We start from the raw sequence: 18,356 nt of genomic DNA, 5'->3' as shown, positions 1-18,356 counted from the left end.
TTTCGAGCACCCACAAGGTATCAATAGCGATTCTGGGCACGAAGGTCAAGGCTAAAAATTCACTATCCTGTCACATTAATGCTATAAGCTTCGCAGCGAACGTTGTCTCCTGTAGGCATAACGGTTGATCTTCGGGAAGCTTTTACCCAGGTTTTTACCTCATAGAAAAAAAGGGCTTGCTATTCTTTTCTTGGAAGCCACAAAAATAGGAATATTCTTACAAACCTCCGACCGCACGCCAACAGCGCACACCATCGGTTTCATTCAGTGGCGTCAATAATTGGTGCTGCCCACACTCAGCGCTCGCATAAGGGCAACGTTCTCGAAAAAAACAGCCCTGCGGTAAGCGTCGATTGCTGGGTAATTCGCCTGTTTTTATCGTTTCTCCCGCCTGTTGCAACAACGGTTTGTCAATCCGAGGAACGGAATCCAGCAACAAACGGGTATAGGGATGGCGCGGTTGATTCAGAACATTGTGCGCCGTGCCTAATTCAACGATTTGCCCTAAATACATCACAGCAACGCGATCGCTCATGTGACGAATAACAGAAATATTATGCGATATCAGCACGTAGGTAAGCTTACGCTGTCGCTGTAGCATCACCAGTAAATTCAAGATTTGCGCCTGAACAGAAATATCCAATGCTGACGTGGGTTCGTCCAATAAAATGATATCCGGCTGTGCTGAAAGTGCACGCGCAATGGCAATACGCTGGCGTTGACCGCCGGAAAACGCATGGGGCAAACGGTCAAGATATTCATGGCGAATACCGACCAAGGTCGCCAACTCGTATGCCAGTGCCCTGCGTTCCGTTTCACTGCCATGTCCCTGCAACCAGACCGGTTCGGTGATGGTGCGCCACACAGGCAGTCGAGGATCGAGCGATGACAACGGGTCCTGAAACACCATTTGCATCCCGTTTGCCAGCCACGAGCCCGGTGACCGCGCACGCACGCACTCGCCCTGCGAAGGTGCTAACATCCCCATCAATACCTGTGACAAGGTGCTTTTCCCACAGCCAGACTCACCGACAACGCCTAAGGTTTCACCATCGTTAATCGTCAGATCGAGGCCGTTAAGCGCATGGACATGCTCAACCGCTTTGCCATGCCAGTTACGCTTTGCCGGAAAGCGAACGTGTACATCACGCAGCGTCAACAAGGCGTCATTCATTTTCCACCTCCCTCTGAGGATTCCAGCAGGCAACCTGCTGGGATGACGTTGCCAGCGTATGCAATTCAGGACGTTGATAGCAGCGTTCCGTCGCCGCCGTACAGCGTGGACGAAACGCACAGCCTTCGGGCAACTGCGACAAATTAGGTACCGTGCCGGGGATAGCTGGCAGCACGGCGCGCGGTACGGCATCATCCGGTGCGCAGCGTAGAAGCCCTTGAGAATAGGGGTGGGCGGGACGTTGGATCACCGCCTGTGTGGCTCCGCTCTCAATGACAGTACCGGCATACATGACATACAGCCGATCGCACAGTTGTGATACGACAGCCATGTCATGACTGATAAACAGCACCGCGGTACCACGTTCCTGCGCCTTTTGTTTTAACAGGCGCAGCACTTGACGCTGCACCGTGACATCCAGCGCGGTGGTGGGCTCATCGGCAATGATCAGTTCAGGGTTGCAGGAAAAGGCCAGCGCGATCATCACACGCTGTCGCATGCCTCCTGAGAGTTCAAATGGGTAACGTTTCATCACCTGCTCTGCATCAGAAATTTGCATTTCTGAGAGCAATACCAGCGCATGGGCGTGCGCTTCGCGTTTATTCAACGGTTGATGCTGTTGGATAACTTCGCGCATCAAATCACCGACGCGACGCGTTGGGTTCAGTGCCGTCATCGGTTCTTGAAAGATCATGGCAACCTTGGCACCGCGCATCTGGCGCAGGGTGCGTTCCGACGCAGTGAGCATATCCTGACCCAGCAGGGTAACACTGCCGCTGTTGATGTTATAGCTACCCGGTCGGAGTAACCGCATCACCAGCATCGAGGTGACCGACTTACCGGAACCGGATTCCCCGACAACGCCCACAATTTCACCGCGCTTTACGCTTAACGAGACCTGATTCAGCGCATGCACTTCACCGCGATAAATCGGAAAGCTGAGCGCCAGACTATCAATCGTCAACAGGGTATCGTCCATCAGAGCCCTCCTGAGGTTTTCGGATCCAGCAGGTCACGCACGCCGTCACCGAACAGATTGAAGCCGACCGCCGTGATCAAAATCGCCATACCGGGAAAGGCACAGTACCACCACTGATCGAGCACGTAGCTGCGTCCATTAGCGACCATCGCGCCCCACTCCGCCGTCGGTTGCTGCGCACCCAACCCGATAAAACCGAGCGTGGCCGCCATTAAAATCGCAGCACCAATATCCAGTGATGCTTGCACCACCAACGGCGGCAGCGCGTTACGCAAAATATGCCAGGTAATCAGATGCCAGCGATTGGCACCGAAGGTTTTTGCGGCTTGAACATAGGCAAACTGACGCACCACCAACGCTTGTCCTCGCGCCAACCGGACATAAAACGGGATGCGCACAATAGCGATCGCCAGCATGGCGTTAAACAAGCTGGGACCTAAGGCCGCTGCCAGCGCCATGGTAAGCACCAAAGAGGGGATCGACAGCATAATGTCCATAACCCGCATGATCACAGCATCACCAAAGCCGCCTAACACCCCTGAAAAACAGCCAAGCAGCGAGCCGATAACGGCCGCAATGGCTACAACGGCAAGCCCGGCAGCGACAGATTGTTGACTTCCCATCACCACCCGACTGAACAGATCGCGCCCTACTTCATCGGTGCCAAACCAATGGATGGACGACGGCGGCTGCAAGCGCGCAGAAAAATCGATAGCGTTAGGATCGTAAGGGGCCAGCCAAGGGGCAAATACCATCATCAGCACAATCACCGCTATAATCGCGCCCCCCAGCAGCGTTAACGGGCTACGCTTGACCAGCCACCACTGCTTTTGCCAATAGGCAATACGCGAAGACACTGTGCGTATCGGGGCAGTTTGTTGTTGCGTTATATGCATCACGCCTCTCCTCGTCCAATTCGCGGATCCAGCCACAGATAGAGCAGATCCACCAGCAGGTTAACCCCCACATAGGCCATGGACACCACCACGGCAAAGCCCATCACCGCCGGGAAGTCCAGCGCTTGAATCGATGCCACAACGTAAGCCCCCATACCCGGCCAAGAGAAAACCGTTTCCGTTAACACCGCACCATAGAGCAGATCGCCCAGTGCCAGCCCCAACACGGTCACTGACGGGATCAAGGCATTGGGCAGCGCGTGGCACATGACAATGCGCCACGGGGTTAAGCCACTCGCCCGCGCGGTGCGGATGTAGTCCTCACTCAATTGCTCTAGCATGGCGGATCGAATCTGACGCGCTACAATACCGAGATGAACGAAGGAGAGCGTGAGCGACGGCAATATCAGATGCTGCAAGGCGTTCCAGAAGGCCTCATGGTCACCTGCCAATAGGCTATCGATCAGGTAGAATCCGGTGACATGCGCAGGCGGCTCCAGCCAGTCATCCAACCGACCGCCGCCGGGCAGCAGATCAAGATGCCCGTAAAACAGCACGATAACCCCCAAACCAAGCCAAAACGCGGGCGTGGATATGCCGCCGATCGCCAGTAACCGCACGCCATGATCCAACCAGCGATCGCGATAGACGGCGGAGAGCACGCCAAGGGGAATACCGGCTACCAGCGCCAGTAACAGAGCGCAAAATGCCAGTTCTAACGTTGCCGGAAAAAAGGTCTGAATATCATCCAGCACCGGGCGTCCGGTACGAATCGAGGTGCCTAAGTCACCAGAAAAAAGGGCCGTAACATAGCGCCAAAACTGCACATAGAGCGGCTGATCCAACCCCAACTGCTGGCGAATATGGCGTACGATGTCATCACTGGCGCGATCGCCTGCCAATAAGCGCGCAGGATCGCCAGGGATCAGGTGCGAAATGATGAAGGTGATGACACAAACCCCCATCACTACCAGCACCAATCCCCAGCAACGTTGCCGCAAAATACTCCAGAACGTCATAGTGTTACTCCACGCGATGCGGCACCAAATCGGTTGTCGCATCGGGCTGATTTTTGTGCGGCGATCCCCAGAGCCTCGCCGCCTGCTGCGCGAGTGAACTTATTTCGACATCGTGCCTATGTTAAACACCTGTTCCAGCATCGGGTTAAACACAAAACCTGTGACCGCATTGTTCATCGCCACCTGATAGTTTTTCTGGAACAGATAAACGTAGGCGGCTTCATCAATCACAATGCGCTGCGCCTGCTGGTAATCCGCGGTGCGCACAGCCTGATCAGTGGTCGCCATCGCTTTTTTCAGCAACCCATCAACCGCCGGGTTTTCATAGTAGGAACGATTGCCCGGCAACCCTTTCTTATTGGATTCAAACCAGTAATTCATGAACATGTACGGGTCGGCGAAATCCGGGCTCCAGTTACCAATGGCGATATCAAAGTCCCCCTTGCCAACCCGTTCGCGCAGGGTGGCGTTAGCCAGTTTTTCCAGACTGACATTAACCCCCAGCGATTTCAGCGTTGCCTGCGTGGAGATGGCAATAGGTTCCCAGGAAGGATCGTTATCCGAATAGAGGAAGGTGAGTTGCTGCGGCTTTTGCGCTACCTTGCTCATTGCCGCCTGCGCTTTGTCGTTGTCCAAGCTGTACTGCATGGCATCTTTGTCATAGCCCCACATGCCTTCCGGGATCGGGCCACGCATCTGCTTGCCGTTACCGCCCAGAATCCCCTTCACCATGCCCTGATAGTCCGTGGCCCAGGAGACAGCGCGACGCAGATCAACTTGGCTCAACGGCCCCTTTCCATTGTTAAGATAGAGATAGGTCACGCGCAGCGACGGGTGTTCCTGCACTGACACGCTGTTTTTTGCCTTCAATGTGGCAAGCTGATCGACCGGCAACGACTCGGCAATATCAATATCACCGCGCTCCAGTTGCAGGCGGCGCGTGGCACTTTCACCAATGATTTTGACTGAAACGCGTTTAAATGCAGGCGTGCTGCCGCTGTAATGGGGGTTTGGTACCAGCACCACCTGCTGGCCCTTCTGCCAACGCTGCACCTGATAAGGCCCAGAGCCGGCGGTATTTTCCGCTAACCAGCCCTTACCTTCATCAGCGCTATTTTTGCTCAATATCGCCGGGTTAATGATAGAGGCACCGTCATTAGCCAAGGTATACAGGAACGGCGCAAAGGGGGCGCTCAGGGTAAAACGCACGGTATGCGCATCAACTGCTTCAACCTTTAAATCGCTGGGATAGGCTTCAGCAGGACCCTGACCGATCTTGAGCAGACGCTCAAACGACAGTTTGACCGCTTCGGCGGTGACAGCACTGCCATCGGCAAATTTTGCTTTGGGATCGAGCGTGAAGGTCCAGGTTTTTTGGTCTGGAGACGCTTCCCAACTCAAGGCCAAATCCCCCGTCACATCGGTAGCGCCTTTGCCATTTTCCGTTTTGTACTGCACCAAACGTTGATAGCAGGGATAGGTGATGGTCCAGTCGTTATTATCGATAGTGACCGCAGGATCTAACGTTTGTGGATCGGCGGCTTTGCCGATCACCAGCATATCTTTCGGCACCGCAGCCCAGGCAGGCAATACGGCAGCCATCGCGGTAGCTAACAGCAGAGGTCGTAACAATGCAGTGTGATGCGTCTTCATGATTCAGCTCCTGGTGATAGTCAAACGGTTCGCGCAGCGCGCAACAATCAAACAGCCGTCCTACAGTGAGGCAAGGTACAACCAAACCGATCGGGCAATAGCGGGTAACGGTCAGCATCCGGCAGTTCAAAATGCCACCATTCCGTTTCAATCCCGACGAACCCCCCCGCTGCCATCACGGCATAGAGTTGCAGTCGGTTACGTTGCACGGCGACGGGCAACGCCGCACACCACGCATAGGATTTCTCATTCATTTCGTCAAAGCCGGTGCCCATGTCCAGCGTTTTGCCCTGTTCATCCAGCAGCGTAACATCCACCGCCACGCCGCGACTGTGGTGCGAACCCACCGCCAATGAGGCGACAAAGCGCGGATCGGGGCAGGCATCCCAAAGATGTATTTGCGCCGCGTGGGGACGATAGGCATCGTACAGTTGCAGCCGATAGCCACTCTGTTCGGCAACGGCGACACTGCGCGCCAGTCCCCGTGCCGCATCCGGGTGCAGCAGGCAAAGCGCTTCGGCGTAAATGGGGTGACCGGTCAGGTTATCTGCCGTGGCATATTTCATATCGATAATCAGTTGGGGTAGCGTCTGCGCCAGATCCACCAAGTCGATAACATCCTTCATGTGTTGTCCTGTTTACGGTTCAAATTGACCAAATTCCGTTTGCAACGCGCGATTGAGCGCCAGTCTCGCCGACAGTTTGTCGCCCAACTGTTCCACCACCGCAGAGAGCAGTAGGTTAAACAAGCAGGTGATAGGTGCCAGCGAATCCCAGAAATGGCCGGTATCGGTTTTGACTTGCAGCAAATCCATCGGGTAATCACGCGCCCAGGGGCACCAGAGATCGGTAATCAGCGCCAACGGGATCTGCCGGTCGCTGGCGGCGCGACAATACTGTCGGGCCACCGTGGAATAGGCGCGCGTGTCGGTCACCACCACATAAGGGCGTTGGTATTCTGAATTGAGCGACTCCACCCAGGTGCCAGACAGTCCATCGACATAGCTCACACGCGGGCGCAAATACTCAAGATGGCTAAAAAACGCGTTGGCAATACCGCGCGTGGACTGGATACCGAGAATAAATACCGCCTCTGCCTCAGCCAGTTGCTGACTGATACGCGCAAAAGTCTCCGTTTGCGCCAGACGATAGACGTCTTGAATGGCATCAAGCTCCAACCGCAGAGAGGGGCTGAGGCGATCCGAGAGAGTACGTTGCTGCTGCCAGGCATCCAGTCGGTCAGTCACGCCCCAGGGACGATAAGGGGCCAGCGCATCGGCGCGCAGGCTTGCTTTGACATCCTCCAGATTGCGATAGCCCAGCTTGCGCAGATAACGCCCTACTGTGATCCCCGTCGTGCCGGTATAGCCAGCGATGCTGTCCGCCGATTCAAACGGTATCTGTGCCAGATTGTTCAGCAGCCAGCCGGCGATACGTTTACCGCTGGGGGTCTGCTGACTGAATGACGCTTCAATGCGTACGATGAGATCAATGCGCACGTTGGCGTCGGGGATAGCGGAAGAGGCGTCATCTTGCTGCATGTTAGTGCCCTGTCATTCGCAGTCATAATGTTATGCGATTAACATTGCAGTATCTGTGCCAAAAAATAACCGATTGATATTTATAGAGAAGATAGTGATGGGGGATTTTTCAGAAAGGTGCAGTGCGCCATCATGGCGCACTGCAAGCACGCAAATGCATAAAAACAGTGCTATACAACAAACGATAAATCGTTAAATTACATAGTGTTAAATAAGTATATCCTATTACTAAAAACTATTCGCTGCGTTGAATCTGTGCGGCAATGGATTGAGCAACCTGCTGCCAACCTTGCGCCAGCGTTGCCACCAACGCATCATAACCATCGTCGCTGACCGGCAGTACCAGATTAAACGGCTGGCGCAGCAACCGATCGCCGCGCTGCAAGGTCCACACCCCTTGCACCACCGCTTTTCCATCGTAGCGACCGTGGAAGGCTTTGACGGTAACAGCCAGTTCTGAGGGAGCGGCCCCCAACGGCTGCGAACTTACCGTCCAGCCCGGTAGCCCGGCATTCAGACTGCTTTGCAGTGTCTGTTGCAACTGTTGCTCCAATGGGCTGGCCCACAGGTTATTGCTGGCAATGACATAACGCACATCATTGGTCTGGTAAACCAGGCCCGACGTACTGAGATAATCCGCCAACGAAACGTGGGAAAGCCACAGCGTGCGGGCCGCGGTGAGATCCGTTTTTCCCGCAGCCGCCACGGACGGCTGCGGCAGTTGGTAATAGGTTTTTGGCGTTGTACTGCTGCATGCACTCAACAACAACGCCATTGCCACCAGCAATCCTTTCCTCATGGTTTCGCCCTCTTCGGTTGCGGATCTTCGCTCTCAGGTGCCTGGAAGATCAGTGCGTTGCTTTTATCATTCAGCGTGCGTAATACCGGCTGCAACTCCCTTAATACCTGATCCAGGCGCTGCATATTCGCCACCAATCGGTTATAGGCCGGTGAGCCAGGCTGCAAGCCTTGCATACTGCGGTTCAGTTCCTGAAGCGTTTGCTGCATATCCTGCGGCAACGATTGCATCGCTTTGCTGGAGGTTATCTGGTTTAACGAGGCAAGCGTTTTCTTCAACTCCCGCAACGTTGACTGGCTCTCCGCCAGCGTTTTGGTCGCTTCACTCACCATTGGCGTTAATGGCAGGTCGTTGACCTTATCCAACACCGCCATCAGTTTTTGCTGGATTTGCGACAAACCGCCACCCACGGTTGGCAACACCGGATACCCATCAACCACTCGCAGCGGTCCTGTACTGTTGTCGCGCGCTTTCGGGTAAAAGTCGAGATCGATAAACAAGGCGCCGGTCAACAGGTTGGCCGTTTTCAATGAGGCACGCAGCCCCATGGACTGTGCGTCAGCGAGCTGTTTCTGATAATCAAACTGCTTGCCGATGATCTTTTCAAAACGTGCAGGTTCAACGCGGATCAGCACCGGAATGCGATAATCCATGTTTATATCCTGCTTGAAATTGGTCGTCACCAACGGTGCTTGTGCTACGGTTCCCAAACGAATACCACGGAATTCTACCGGTGCCCCTACCTGCAACCCGCGAATAGACTCATCAAAGAACATTACATATTCTTTGTACTCGGTGTAGAGCGAGTCCTGAATACTGCGCTCATTATCAAACAGCTGATAGTGCGCACGATCTTGCACACGTTCACCCAGATCCCAACCGGTCGGCACGTCAAAGCTAACACCGCCGCTAAACAAGGTGGTTAACGATCCCATTTCCACCCGCATCCCCTGCGCTGACATATCCAGCGTCACGCCACTGTCTTTCCAGAAACGGACATTGCTGGTCACCAGGCTGTCGTAAGGCGCGGTAATAAACAGCTGATAGCGCATTTGGCGCGCCTTGGTATCGAACTCGCTGGTTTCAACTGAACCGACGCGATAACCACGAAACAGCACCGGATCGCCAGCGTTCAACTGCCCCGAACGCTCGCTGTCGAGCAAAATACGGATCCCTTTGGCGTGCGGGGGTGCCAGCGGCGGTGAATCCAGCAACGCAAATTCACTGCGTGTTTCACCGCTCACTCCCGGCTGAAGCTCGATGAACGCACCGGACAGCAGCGTGCCTAATCCAGAAACCCCCTCGCGGCCAATCTGAGGTTTTACTACCCAGAACACGGAATCATGACGCAGTAATTTGCCCATACCAGAATGCAAGCGGGCCACAATCTCCACCTGGCGCAGGTCTTCACTCAACACCACGCTTTCCACCACGCCCACATCCACACTGCGGCTTTTGATGGTGGTTTTGCCAGCCACAATCCCTTCGGCACTCTGCGTCGTTAGCGTGATCTGCGGCCCCAGATGACTGAAATGATAGAATAAAATCCAGGCTCCGATCAGCACCGTTACAATGGGCACAATCCACACGGGCGACCAGCGTTTAATCGCTTCTACGTTCGCGACAGAATAGTTATTTTTCGCCAATGGCTGATCCCTCTTGGTCATTATCACGCTGGCGATCCCACAACAAACGGGGATCAAACGTCATGGCGGCAAACATGGTCAAAATGACCACCAGCGCAAACAGCACCGCGCCGATTGCCGGATAAACACTCATTAACTGGCCGATGCGTACCATGGCAGACAGCACCGCAATGACAAAGACGTCGATCATCGACCAGCGACCGACAAATTCCACCATCTCATACACCACGTGCAGCCGCTCGTTATCCTGACGTCCGTTGCCTGCCGCACTCCAGCACAACCACGCCAGTGCCAGCATTTTCAACGACGGCACCATAATACTGGCAATGAAGATCACCAGTGCCACGGGGTAGGACCCCATACCCCACAGCAAAATGACCCCCGACATAATGGTGGAGGTTTCACTACTCCCCAACGCCTCGGTGATCATGATAGGCAGCAGGTTAGACGGAACATACAACAATACGGAGGTTAACAGCAGCGCTAGCGTCCATTGCAGGCTGTTTTTGCGTCGCGCATGGCCGTGGCGATGACAACGCAAGCATTCCCACTGTTCGGCAGGCAATATCGCCGTACAACAGGTGCAGGAACGCAGCCCTTGTGCCAACCCCGAGCGTCCGGTCTGCGGTGCAAAGGGGAGTTGCGGCGCAGGCGCTACGTCATTCCACACGCTGCGCCGATCCAGACTTTGATAGGCCAGCAGTTGCAGCAAACAAAACAGTACATAGGGAACAAAACCGGTGCCGACACCAATGTCGCCATAAGACATCAGCTTCACGAAACTCACCAGTACGCCAGCGAGAAAAATTTCGGCCATTCCCCAGCTCTTTAACCAGAAGAGCCAGATAGCCATCAGCCGTTTCATCCGTGATGGCATTGCAGAACGCAGCGACAGCAAAATAACCATCACCATAGAAAGCGCCGGGATCACCTGAACAAACAGCATAAACAGAAAGGCGACGCTGGCATAATCATCCGACACCATGACCTGTGGGATCTCAAACAGTGATATCTCACTGGTGATGCCCGCCACGCGCATATAAACAAAAGGAAAAGCGTTCGCCAATGCCAGCATCAGCAAGGCGCTGAAGGCAAAACCGATGGAGCGCTGGCGCGCCTGATTCTGGCGGTTGGCCAAGGTTGATTTACAGCGCGGACACACCGCCTTTTGCCCATGCTTTAGGGGAGGCAATTCCACCAGCATGTCGCACTGGGGGCATAACATGTAGTCGTCATGCCTCGCATTATGATTGCACACGCTCCGCCTCCATTATATTTCGCCGTGCGGCACTCCGGTCAGGAGCGCCGCCGCCGTTACCTGTAGAAGGCTCGTGTTTCCCACGGCACGGTATATCATGCGTAGGGTTACCGTCAGAAGGCATCTACCCGTGGGTAGTATACGCAACGTTAGCCGTTTTTCTGCGTTTCCAACGCCTCCCAGCGCGCAAAACTCGCTTCCAGCTCCTGCTCCGCTTCCGCCAAGGCGTTCAATACCTTTTGCGTTTCATCACGCGGACGCGTAAAGAAATCAGCATCGCTCATTTGTGCCTGTAACGACGCTATGGACTGCTCCAACTGTTCGAGTTTCTGAGGTAGTTGCTCCAGTTCGCGCTGCTGGTTATAACTGAGTTTACCGGTTTGACGTTTAGCGCTGGATGCGCTTTGAACGGTCTCTTTACTCTCTGCGGATTTTTCCGTCGCCGCAGGCTGAGATTTACGCAGCGGCACGGCTTCAGCACGCTGTTGCTGCGCATCATAATAACCGCCAACATAGCGGTTAATACGTCCATCCCCTTCGAAAATCCAGCACTCGGTGACTGAGTTATCGACAAACTGACGGTCGTGACTCACCAACAGCACGGTACCTTGATAGCTGTCGATCAGTTCTTCGAGCAACTCCAGCGTTTCCACATCAAGATCGTTGGTCGGTTCGTCAAGGATCAGCAGGTTGCTGGGTTTGAGGAACAAACGCGCCAGCAGCAGTCGGTTACGTTCACCGCCTGACAGGGCTTTTACCGGCGTCATTGCCCGTTTGGGATGGAACAGGAAATCTTGCAGGTAGCCCAGCACATGGCGAGAACGGCCATTCACCATCACTTCCTGTTTGCCTTCGGCCAGGTTATCCATCACGGTACGCTCAGGATCAAGCTCCGCGCGGTGTTGATCGAAATAGGCAACTTCCAACTTGGTGCCGCAATGAACACGACCGTGCGACGCTTGCAAATCGCCCAACAGCAGTTTCAACAGCGTGGTTTTACCACAGCCATTTGGCCCAACCAACGCTATCTTGTCGCTGCGCAACACTTGAGCAGTAAGCCCCTGCACCAGGTTTTTATCCCCGATACGATAATCGACGTTTTCCAGTTCAAACACGATTTTGCCAGAGCGGGCCGCTTCTTCCACCTGCATTTTGGCAGAGCCCATCACTTCGCGGCGCTGTGAGCGCTCTTTACGCAGCTCTTTCAGCGCACGCACCCGGCCTTCATTGCGCGTACGGCGCGCCTTGATACCTTGACGGATCCACACCTCTTCCTGCGCCAGTTTGCGATCGAATTCGGCATTTTGCAGTTCTTCCACGCGCAACGCTTCTTCTTTACCCAGCAGGTACTTATCGTAATCGCCAGGCCAGGAAACCAGTTTGCCGCGATCGAGATCGACAATACGCGTCGCCATGTTGCGAATAAAGGAGCGGTCATGGGAGATGAAAACGATGCTGCCCTGAAACGTTTTGAGGAAACCTTCCAGCCAGTCGATGGTTTCAATATCCAGATGGTTGGTGGGTTCATCAAGCAGCAACACTTTCGGGCCGCTGACCAACGCACGGCCCAGCGCGGCCTTGCGCAGCCAGCCGCCAGAGAGCGAGGACAAAGGCGCATCCGCCGTGAGCCCCAATTGGTCTAACACATCGTGGATGCGATTTTCTAACTGCCACAGTCCTTGTGTCTCCAACGTTTCCTGAAGTACTGCCAACTGGTTGAGGTTCTTATCGCTGGGATCCTGTTCCACCAGACGCAAGGCTTCATGATAGCGTTTCAGGTAGTCGGCCTGCTCGGCCACCCCTTCCGCCACAAAATCAAATACGCTACCCGCTACGTCACGCGGTGGATCCTGCTGCAAGCGGGAGACGATCAGATCTTGTTCATAAACAATACGCCCATCATCCAACCGCACTTCGCGCGCCAGAATTTTCAGCAGGGTCGATTTCCCCGCTCCGTTACGCCCCACCAGGCAGACGCGTTCATTTTCTTCAATATGCAGTTCGGTGTTGTCGAGCAAAGGGGCATCGCTGAACGACAGCCAGGCACCCGAGACGCTAATTAATGACATGACTTACTTTTCCTCGCCCGCGTGTCGCAGCAGCCAGCAGTTGTGAATCTGTCGATTGCGGGCAAAATCTAATGAAAGGGTTTTCTCGCTGATTTCCGTAGCGCTAAGCCCAAGGGCAGCAATGCCCGCCATATCCATCTGGAAACCGCGTTTGTTATTGGAAAATAGAATGGTACCGCCTCGACGCAGCATACGCTGCAAATCTTTCATCAACGCTAGGTGGTCGCGCTGTACGTCAAAGGCATCGGCCATGCGTTTCGAGTTTGAGAACGTGGGCGGATCGATAAAAATCAGGTCAAACTGCTCACGCGTTTCCTGCATCCAGGTCAGGCAATCCGCCTGAATAAGCCGATGCTGGCGACCTGCCAGACCATTGCTGCTGAGGTTTTTCTCCGCCCATTCCAGATAGGTACGTGACATATCCACCGTGGTAGTACTACGCGCTCCGCCCAGCCCCGCGTGGACGCTGGCCGTGCCGGTATAAGCAAACAGGTTCAGGAAGTCTTTTCCTTTACTCATTTCGCCCAGCATCTTGCGCGCGATACGGTGATCGAGAAACAGTCCGGTATCCAGATAATCGGTCAGATTCACCCACAGCTTGGCGTTATACTCCTGCATCAGCAGGAAATCGCCCTTCTGCGCCAGTTTTTCATACTGGCTTTTGCCCTTTTGCCGCTCGCGAGTTTTTAACACCAGACGATTGGCAGGCAATTCCAACACATGCAACGTCGCGTTGATGATATCAAACACGCGCTGGCGCGCCTTTTGTGGATCGATGGTTTTCGGCGGCGCGTACTCCTGCACCACCACCCAACTGCCGTAACGATCGATAGCCACATTGTATTCCGGAAGATCGGCGTCATACAGGCGATAACATTCTATACCCTGCTGACGGGCCCATTTTTCCAGTTTACGGCAATTTTTACGCAGCCGGTTGGCAAAATCCGGCGCAACTTCAGCGCTCACGCGCGGCGTACTGGTTTCATCCGCAGGGGACTCAGGTGCAGCGCTGATACGGTAGTTTTTCTGTACGCAATCCAGCGGCCCGTTTTTGGCCTTAAACTGGCGTTCAGCGCGCAACGGCAAGCTGGTTAACAGCTCCGGTGACGCACTGAACAGCGACAACGTCCAGCCACCAAACTCACTTTTCAGTTTGCGGCCCAACATATTGTGCAAGGCAATCAGCGCGGGTTCACTCTCCAGACGCTCACCGTAAGGCGGGTTACTGAGTACCGTTCCTGTCGGGCCTTGCGGCAGCGGATTGCGCAGTTGCACCGCATCCTGTACCGAGAGGGTTATCAACTCGCTGACACCGGCACGGCGCGCATTAGCACGTGCCAATTCAATCACCCGGCTATCGTTGTCCGAACCGTAAAAACGGGAGGTGGTGGTTTGCAGGCCTTGCTTGGCCCTCACCTGCGCCTCGGCCACCACCTCGCGCCACAGATCGGCGTTATGGTTCAGCCAGGCGCTGAATCCCCAATGATTACGGCGCAGGCCCGGTGCGCGATCGGCGGCCATCATCGCGGCTTCAATCAGCAGCGTACCGGAACCGCACAGCGGATCGATCAGTGGCGTACCCAACTGCCACCCTGAGCGCAGCACGATGGCCGCAGCCAGGTTTTCTTTCAACGGCGCAGCGCCAGTGCCTTCACGATAACCGCGCTGATGCAAACCTTCGCCGCTGAGATCCAGCGCAATGCTGGCCGTCTCGCGTTGCAGAAACACATTGATGCGAATGTCCGGTTGCTGTTTAGCCACGTTAGGGCGCTGACCCGTTTTACGCACAAAGCTGTCAACAATGGCGTCTTTCACTTTCTGCGCGCCGTACTGAGAATTACGGATTTCGTCGTTAGTGCCGGTAAAATGCACCACAAAAGCGCTGTCAACCGAGAACACGGAGGTCCAGTCAATGGCCTGAACGCCGAGGTAGAGATCGAGATCGCTGTAGACCTTGCATTCACCGAGCGGCAGTAAGATGCGTGATGCCAGGCGACTCCACAGCAAGCTGTGATACATCAAACGGTCGTCACCCTGAAAATGCACGCCGCCTTGAACCAGGCTGCATTCCTGCGCACCTAACGCTTCAAGTTCACTTTTAAGCAGTTCTTCCAGACCACGCGCCGTGCTGGCAAACAGAGAATTCATAATACGACGACCACCAAGGTAAAAGGGTAGACCCAGACGACTTCAGGTTGCAGGAAAGCGATAAGTGGTTCGAGTAACCCCACACAGTCAGCGCACGTGCAATTTGAAGTATCACGGGTGTAACACATAAAATTGAGGCGCATTATAGCTAATCCCAGCGACTTGTCATAAAGTTGCCGCGTTAAATACCTTTGAACAGATAGGCACTCTTGATGATTGGTGTTTCCCAACTGTACGTTCACCCGGTCAAATCCCTACGCGGTTTGCAACTTTCCCATGCCTTGGCAACGCCCAGCGGTCTGGCTTATGACCGTTCATTTATGGTGACAGAACCGGATGGGACCTTTATCACGGCGCGCCAGTTTCCTGAAATGGTGCTGTTTACACCGGCGTTGCTGCCTGACGGCCTGTTTCTCACCGCACCTGACGGCGCTCAGGCGTTAGTATGCTATTCGGATTTCGCCCCTACGCCACAGTCCACTGAAGTCTGGGGCACGCATTTTTCCGCCTGTATCGCACCTGATAACATTAACCAGTGGCTGAGCGGGTATTTTAAACGTCCGGTACAGTTGCGCTGGGTTGGCGACATGCCCTCTCGTCGCGTGAAGCGGTTTCCCGACATCCCGCTGGGGTTCGCCGACGGTTACCCTTATCTGTTGGTCAATGAGGCCTCTTTTCAGGCACTGCGCCAGCGGTGTAGCGCGGGCATCAAGCTGATTCAGTTCCGTCCTAACATTGTGGTGACCGGCGCCGAGGCTTTCGCGGAGGACAGTTGGCAGACGCTGCGTGTTGGCGAGGTGACTTTTGACGTTGTCAAACCGTGCAGCCGCTGCGTGTTGACCACCGTGAGCACAGAGCGCGGGCGCAAACATCCCTCGGGAGAGCCGCTCGCCACGTTGCAAGCCTTCCGCACGGCGGAAAACGGTGACGTGGATTTTGGTCAGAATATGGTGGCACGTCAAAGCGGTATTATTCGGGTGGGCGATAGCGTCGAGGTGCTGGCAACCAAGCCACCGCGTTGCTATGGTGCAGGCACCCCTGCCGCCACGCTGGAAGCGCCGGTTCAGGCGGAACAAGGCCTTTCTCTGCACTATCAGGGAAAAACGCTGCCGGGCAATAATCAGCAGATTCTGTTAGAGCAACTCGAGCAGCACGGCGTGCGCGTGCCCTATTCTTGCCGGGCGGGTGTGTGCGGTTGTTGCAAAATGACGCTGGTCAGCGGAGAGGTTTCGCCCTTAAAGCAGGGTGCCGTGCGCGAGGATGGCACGATTCTGGCGTGCAGTTGCGTGCCGCAGGGAGATGTGGTGCTCGCCTGACAAGGCCCTTTCCCCTACACCACCTTGGCATAGGGGAAAGATGCCGATGGCATCGCCCCTGCCAACGTGCTCTGCTGAGGCAACAGGCGGTCATGCATGATTTTAATCGCTTCGCCTAACTGCATGGTTTTGCCGTTGAGCATCAGCGCTTCTTGCGCCAGCACGCACAAGCTGGCTTTTTCACCGCGATCCACCACCATAAAACAGGCAATCTCCTGGCTTTCAGCCAGCATGACCCAAACCGCATCGCCCATGTGCGGTGCCTGTTGTTCATGGGGTTGTTGCGCAAAATACCAGCTCTTTGGCATCAGAGGTTTTAAATAACGGTGAGCCACCAGCGCATTTAATACCAGCTCTGCCTGCAATTCATGCTGCAATGAAATAGGCTGACATTTTTCCTGAAAGGTGAAAAACAATGCGGCGTCATCAACACAAAATGAGACGGGGGAAAACGCATCTGGCGTAAGCATTTTGGCCGCAAAACGAGAACGAAATACTATGCCGTTAGCTAAATCCAGCATCATACGATCGTGTTCCGCATCAAAATACCAGCGCCAATTATCGTCAGGTTTTAACTTCATATTATTCACCTTCCCCCTGGGCCATTCTCATCGACGCCATTGCGCTTGCATACCACATACCATTGCCATCCTTGACAAGTAAAACGGTTTATATCCTTCATACCGTTTGTAAGGGTATGTCAGTCGCGTTTTTGGTAAAAAAGAAGATTAATTGCACAAACGAGTAAAATATAGACTAGCTGGGGGAATAAATAAACCCCCAACCAGAAATGAGGTGATGAAAAGATTAAATATGGGTAATGATATCTTTAATCAGGCGCGGTCCATGGAAAATGAAGCCGGAATATATCTGTACCAGGGATGCACCCGCGGCCATTTTTTCCCGTGCCGCCATCAGTGAATCGACACCGCCAACGCCAATAATCGGCAAACGGCCATTCAATTCTTGTGCCAGACGACGAATAACCTCGGTGCTGCTTTGCTGTAACGGACGCCCGCTTAATCCACCGGTTTGCCCGCAATGATTTAACCCCTGAATCAAGTCACGATTCAATGTGGTATTGGTGGCAATCACCCCATCAATGTTATGGCGCACCAAACTGTCAGCAATTTGGATCAATTCTTCCTCAGAAAGATCCGGCGCGATCTTCACGGCGATCGGCACATATTTCTGATGCTGTTGCTGCAAGGCTTCTTGTTTATTTTTAATCGCCTGCAATAGATCGTCCAGCGCGTCACCGTATTGCAGTGAACGTAATCCCGGCGTATTCGGTGAAGAGATATTGATCGCAATATATCCGGCATGGGCATAGACCTTGTCCATGCAGATCAAATAGTCATCTTTACCCTGCTCAACCGGCGTATCTTTATTCTTGCCGATATTAATTCCCAGCACGCCGCCAAAACGGGATTTTTTTACGTTCTCGATCAGGTTATCCACGCCATGGTTATTAAATCCCATGCGGTTAATTAACCCTTCTGCTTCCACAACGCGAAACAGACGCGGTTTATCATTACCGGGCTGCGGACGCGGTGTTACCGTACCGACTTCAATATGACCAAAACCCATTGCGCCCAGCGCATCAATGCAATCGCCATCTTTATCCAAGCCGGCGGCTAAACCGAGTGGATTTTTAAATGAGAGTCCCATGCAGGTAACAGGTTTGGTGGGAACGGATTGGCGAATAAGAAATTCAAAGGGGGTATTCGATAAACGACGTAACTGCTGGAAGGTAAATTCGTGAGCCCGTTCTGGATCGAGCTGAAAGAGTGCCTTCTTGATTACGGGATAGAACATAGTGTCTCCTGAGATCCCAAAAGTCATGCATGCAAAAACA

The 18,356-nt window shown here is 54.1% G+C and carries 15 protein-coding genes; 1 reads left to right on the top strand and 14 read right to left on the bottom strand.

The genetic code is table 11. The features are described from left to right. Positions 1 to 217: 217 nt before the first annotated feature. The 12 genes from J5224_RS10505 to rlmKL all read right to left on the bottom strand — a co-directional run bounded on the left by J5224_RS10505 (position 218) and on the right by rlmKL (position 15,182). Positions 218 to 1,174, bottom strand: coding sequence for an ABC transporter ATP-binding protein (locus J5224_RS10505; protein ID WP_264625319.1), 957 nt, complete (start codon positions 1,172 to 1,174; stop codon positions 218 to 220). Then, positions 1,167 to 2,153 (bottom strand): ABC transporter ATP-binding protein, encoded by a 987-nt coding sequence (locus tag J5224_RS10500; protein ID WP_264625318.1) that lies wholly within the window; start codon positions 2,151 to 2,153, stop codon positions 1,167 to 1,169. Before J5224_RS10500 ends, J5224_RS10505 begins: the two co-directional genes overlap by 8 nt. Next, a complete protein-coding gene (ddpC, locus tag J5224_RS10495) occupies positions 2,153 to 3,049 on the bottom strand; it encodes a D,D-dipeptide ABC transporter permease (RefSeq protein WP_264625317.1) in 897 nt (298 codons plus the stop codon). The genes J5224_RS10500 and ddpC overlap by 1 nt, the downstream gene beginning before the upstream one ends. Further along, positions 3,049 to 4,068, bottom strand: coding sequence for an ABC transporter permease (locus J5224_RS10490; RefSeq protein WP_264625316.1), 1,020 nt, complete (start codon positions 4,066 to 4,068; stop codon positions 3,049 to 3,051). The genes ddpC and J5224_RS10490 overlap by 1 nt, the downstream gene beginning before the upstream one ends. 99 nt (positions 4,069 to 4,167) lie before the next feature. After that, positions 4,168 to 5,721: an ABC transporter substrate-binding protein gene (locus tag J5224_RS10485; protein ID WP_413544665.1), complete on the bottom strand. Its 1,554-nt coding sequence runs from the start codon at positions 5,719 to 5,721 to the stop codon at positions 4,168 to 4,170. 47 nt (positions 5,722 to 5,768) lie between these two features. Beyond that, positions 5,769 to 6,347, bottom strand: a complete 579-nt coding sequence (ddpX, locus tag J5224_RS10480; protein ID WP_264625315.1) for a D-alanyl-D-alanine dipeptidase — start codon at positions 6,345 to 6,347, stop codon at positions 5,769 to 5,771. Between the two features lie 12 nt (positions 6,348 to 6,359). Then, positions 6,360 to 7,262 carry a MurR/RpiR family transcriptional regulator gene (locus tag J5224_RS10475; RefSeq protein WP_264625314.1) on the bottom strand — a complete coding sequence of 301 codons (903 nt, stop codon included), beginning with the start codon at positions 7,260 to 7,262 and terminating at the stop codon, positions 6,360 to 6,362. Between the two features lie 235 nt (positions 7,263 to 7,497). Then, positions 7,498 to 8,061 (bottom strand): membrane integrity-associated transporter subunit PqiC, encoded by a 564-nt coding sequence (pqiC, locus tag J5224_RS10470; protein ID WP_264625313.1) that lies wholly within the window; start codon positions 8,059 to 8,061, stop codon positions 7,498 to 7,500. Further along, entirely contained in the window at positions 8,058 to 9,707 is a 1,650-nt protein-coding gene (gene pqiB, locus J5224_RS10465) for an intermembrane transport protein PqiB (protein WP_264625312.1), read from the bottom strand. Before pqiB ends, pqiC begins: the two co-directional genes overlap by 4 nt. Further along, the gene (gene pqiA, locus J5224_RS10460; RefSeq protein ID WP_413544664.1) at positions 9,694 to 10,932 is read right to left on the bottom strand and encodes a membrane integrity-associated transporter subunit PqiA; all 1,239 of its coding nucleotides are present in this window, start codon (positions 10,930 to 10,932) and stop codon (positions 9,694 to 9,696) included. The genes pqiB and pqiA overlap by 14 nt, the downstream gene beginning before the upstream one ends. 182 nt (positions 10,933 to 11,114) lie before the next feature. Further along, positions 11,115 to 13,034: an ABC transporter ATP-binding protein gene (locus J5224_RS10455; protein WP_264625310.1), complete on the bottom strand. Its 1,920-nt coding sequence runs from the start codon at positions 13,032 to 13,034 to the stop codon at positions 11,115 to 11,117. A gap of 3 nt (positions 13,035 to 13,037) precedes the next feature. Continuing rightward, positions 13,038 to 15,182, bottom strand: a complete 2,145-nt coding sequence (rlmKL, locus tag J5224_RS10450; RefSeq protein ID WP_264625309.1) for a bifunctional 23S rRNA (guanine(2069)-N(7))-methyltransferase RlmK/23S rRNA (guanine(2445)-N(2))-methyltransferase RlmL — start codon at positions 15,180 to 15,182, stop codon at positions 13,038 to 13,040. A 212-nt stretch (positions 15,183 to 15,394) separates the two neighbouring features. On the opposite strand from rlmKL, the gene J5224_RS10445 reads away from it, so the two are divergent. Further along, a complete protein-coding gene (locus J5224_RS10445) occupies positions 15,395 to 16,498 on the top strand; it encodes a YcbX family protein (protein ID WP_264625308.1) in 1,104 nt (367 codons plus the stop codon). Positions 16,499 to 16,512: 14 nt separating this feature from the next. Here the strand turns inward: J5224_RS10445 and J5224_RS10440 are convergent, their stop codons facing one another. Together J5224_RS10440 and pyrD are read right to left on the bottom strand one after the other, a co-directional pair. Continuing rightward, entirely contained in the window at positions 16,513 to 17,079 is a 567-nt protein-coding gene (locus tag J5224_RS10440; protein ID WP_264625307.1) for a cell division protein ZapC, read from the bottom strand. A 226-nt stretch (positions 17,080 to 17,305) separates the two neighbouring features. Further along, on the bottom strand, positions 17,306 to 18,316 hold the full coding sequence (gene pyrD, locus J5224_RS10435) for a quinone-dependent dihydroorotate dehydrogenase (protein ID WP_264625306.1): 1,011 nt from the start codon (positions 18,314 to 18,316) through the stop codon (positions 17,306 to 17,308). Between the last annotated feature and the right edge of the window lie 40 nt (positions 18,317 to 18,356).

Source organism: Candidatus Symbiopectobacterium sp. NZEC135, from assembly GCF_025962695.1.
This window is presented reverse-complemented; position numbering and strand designations above follow the sequence as displayed.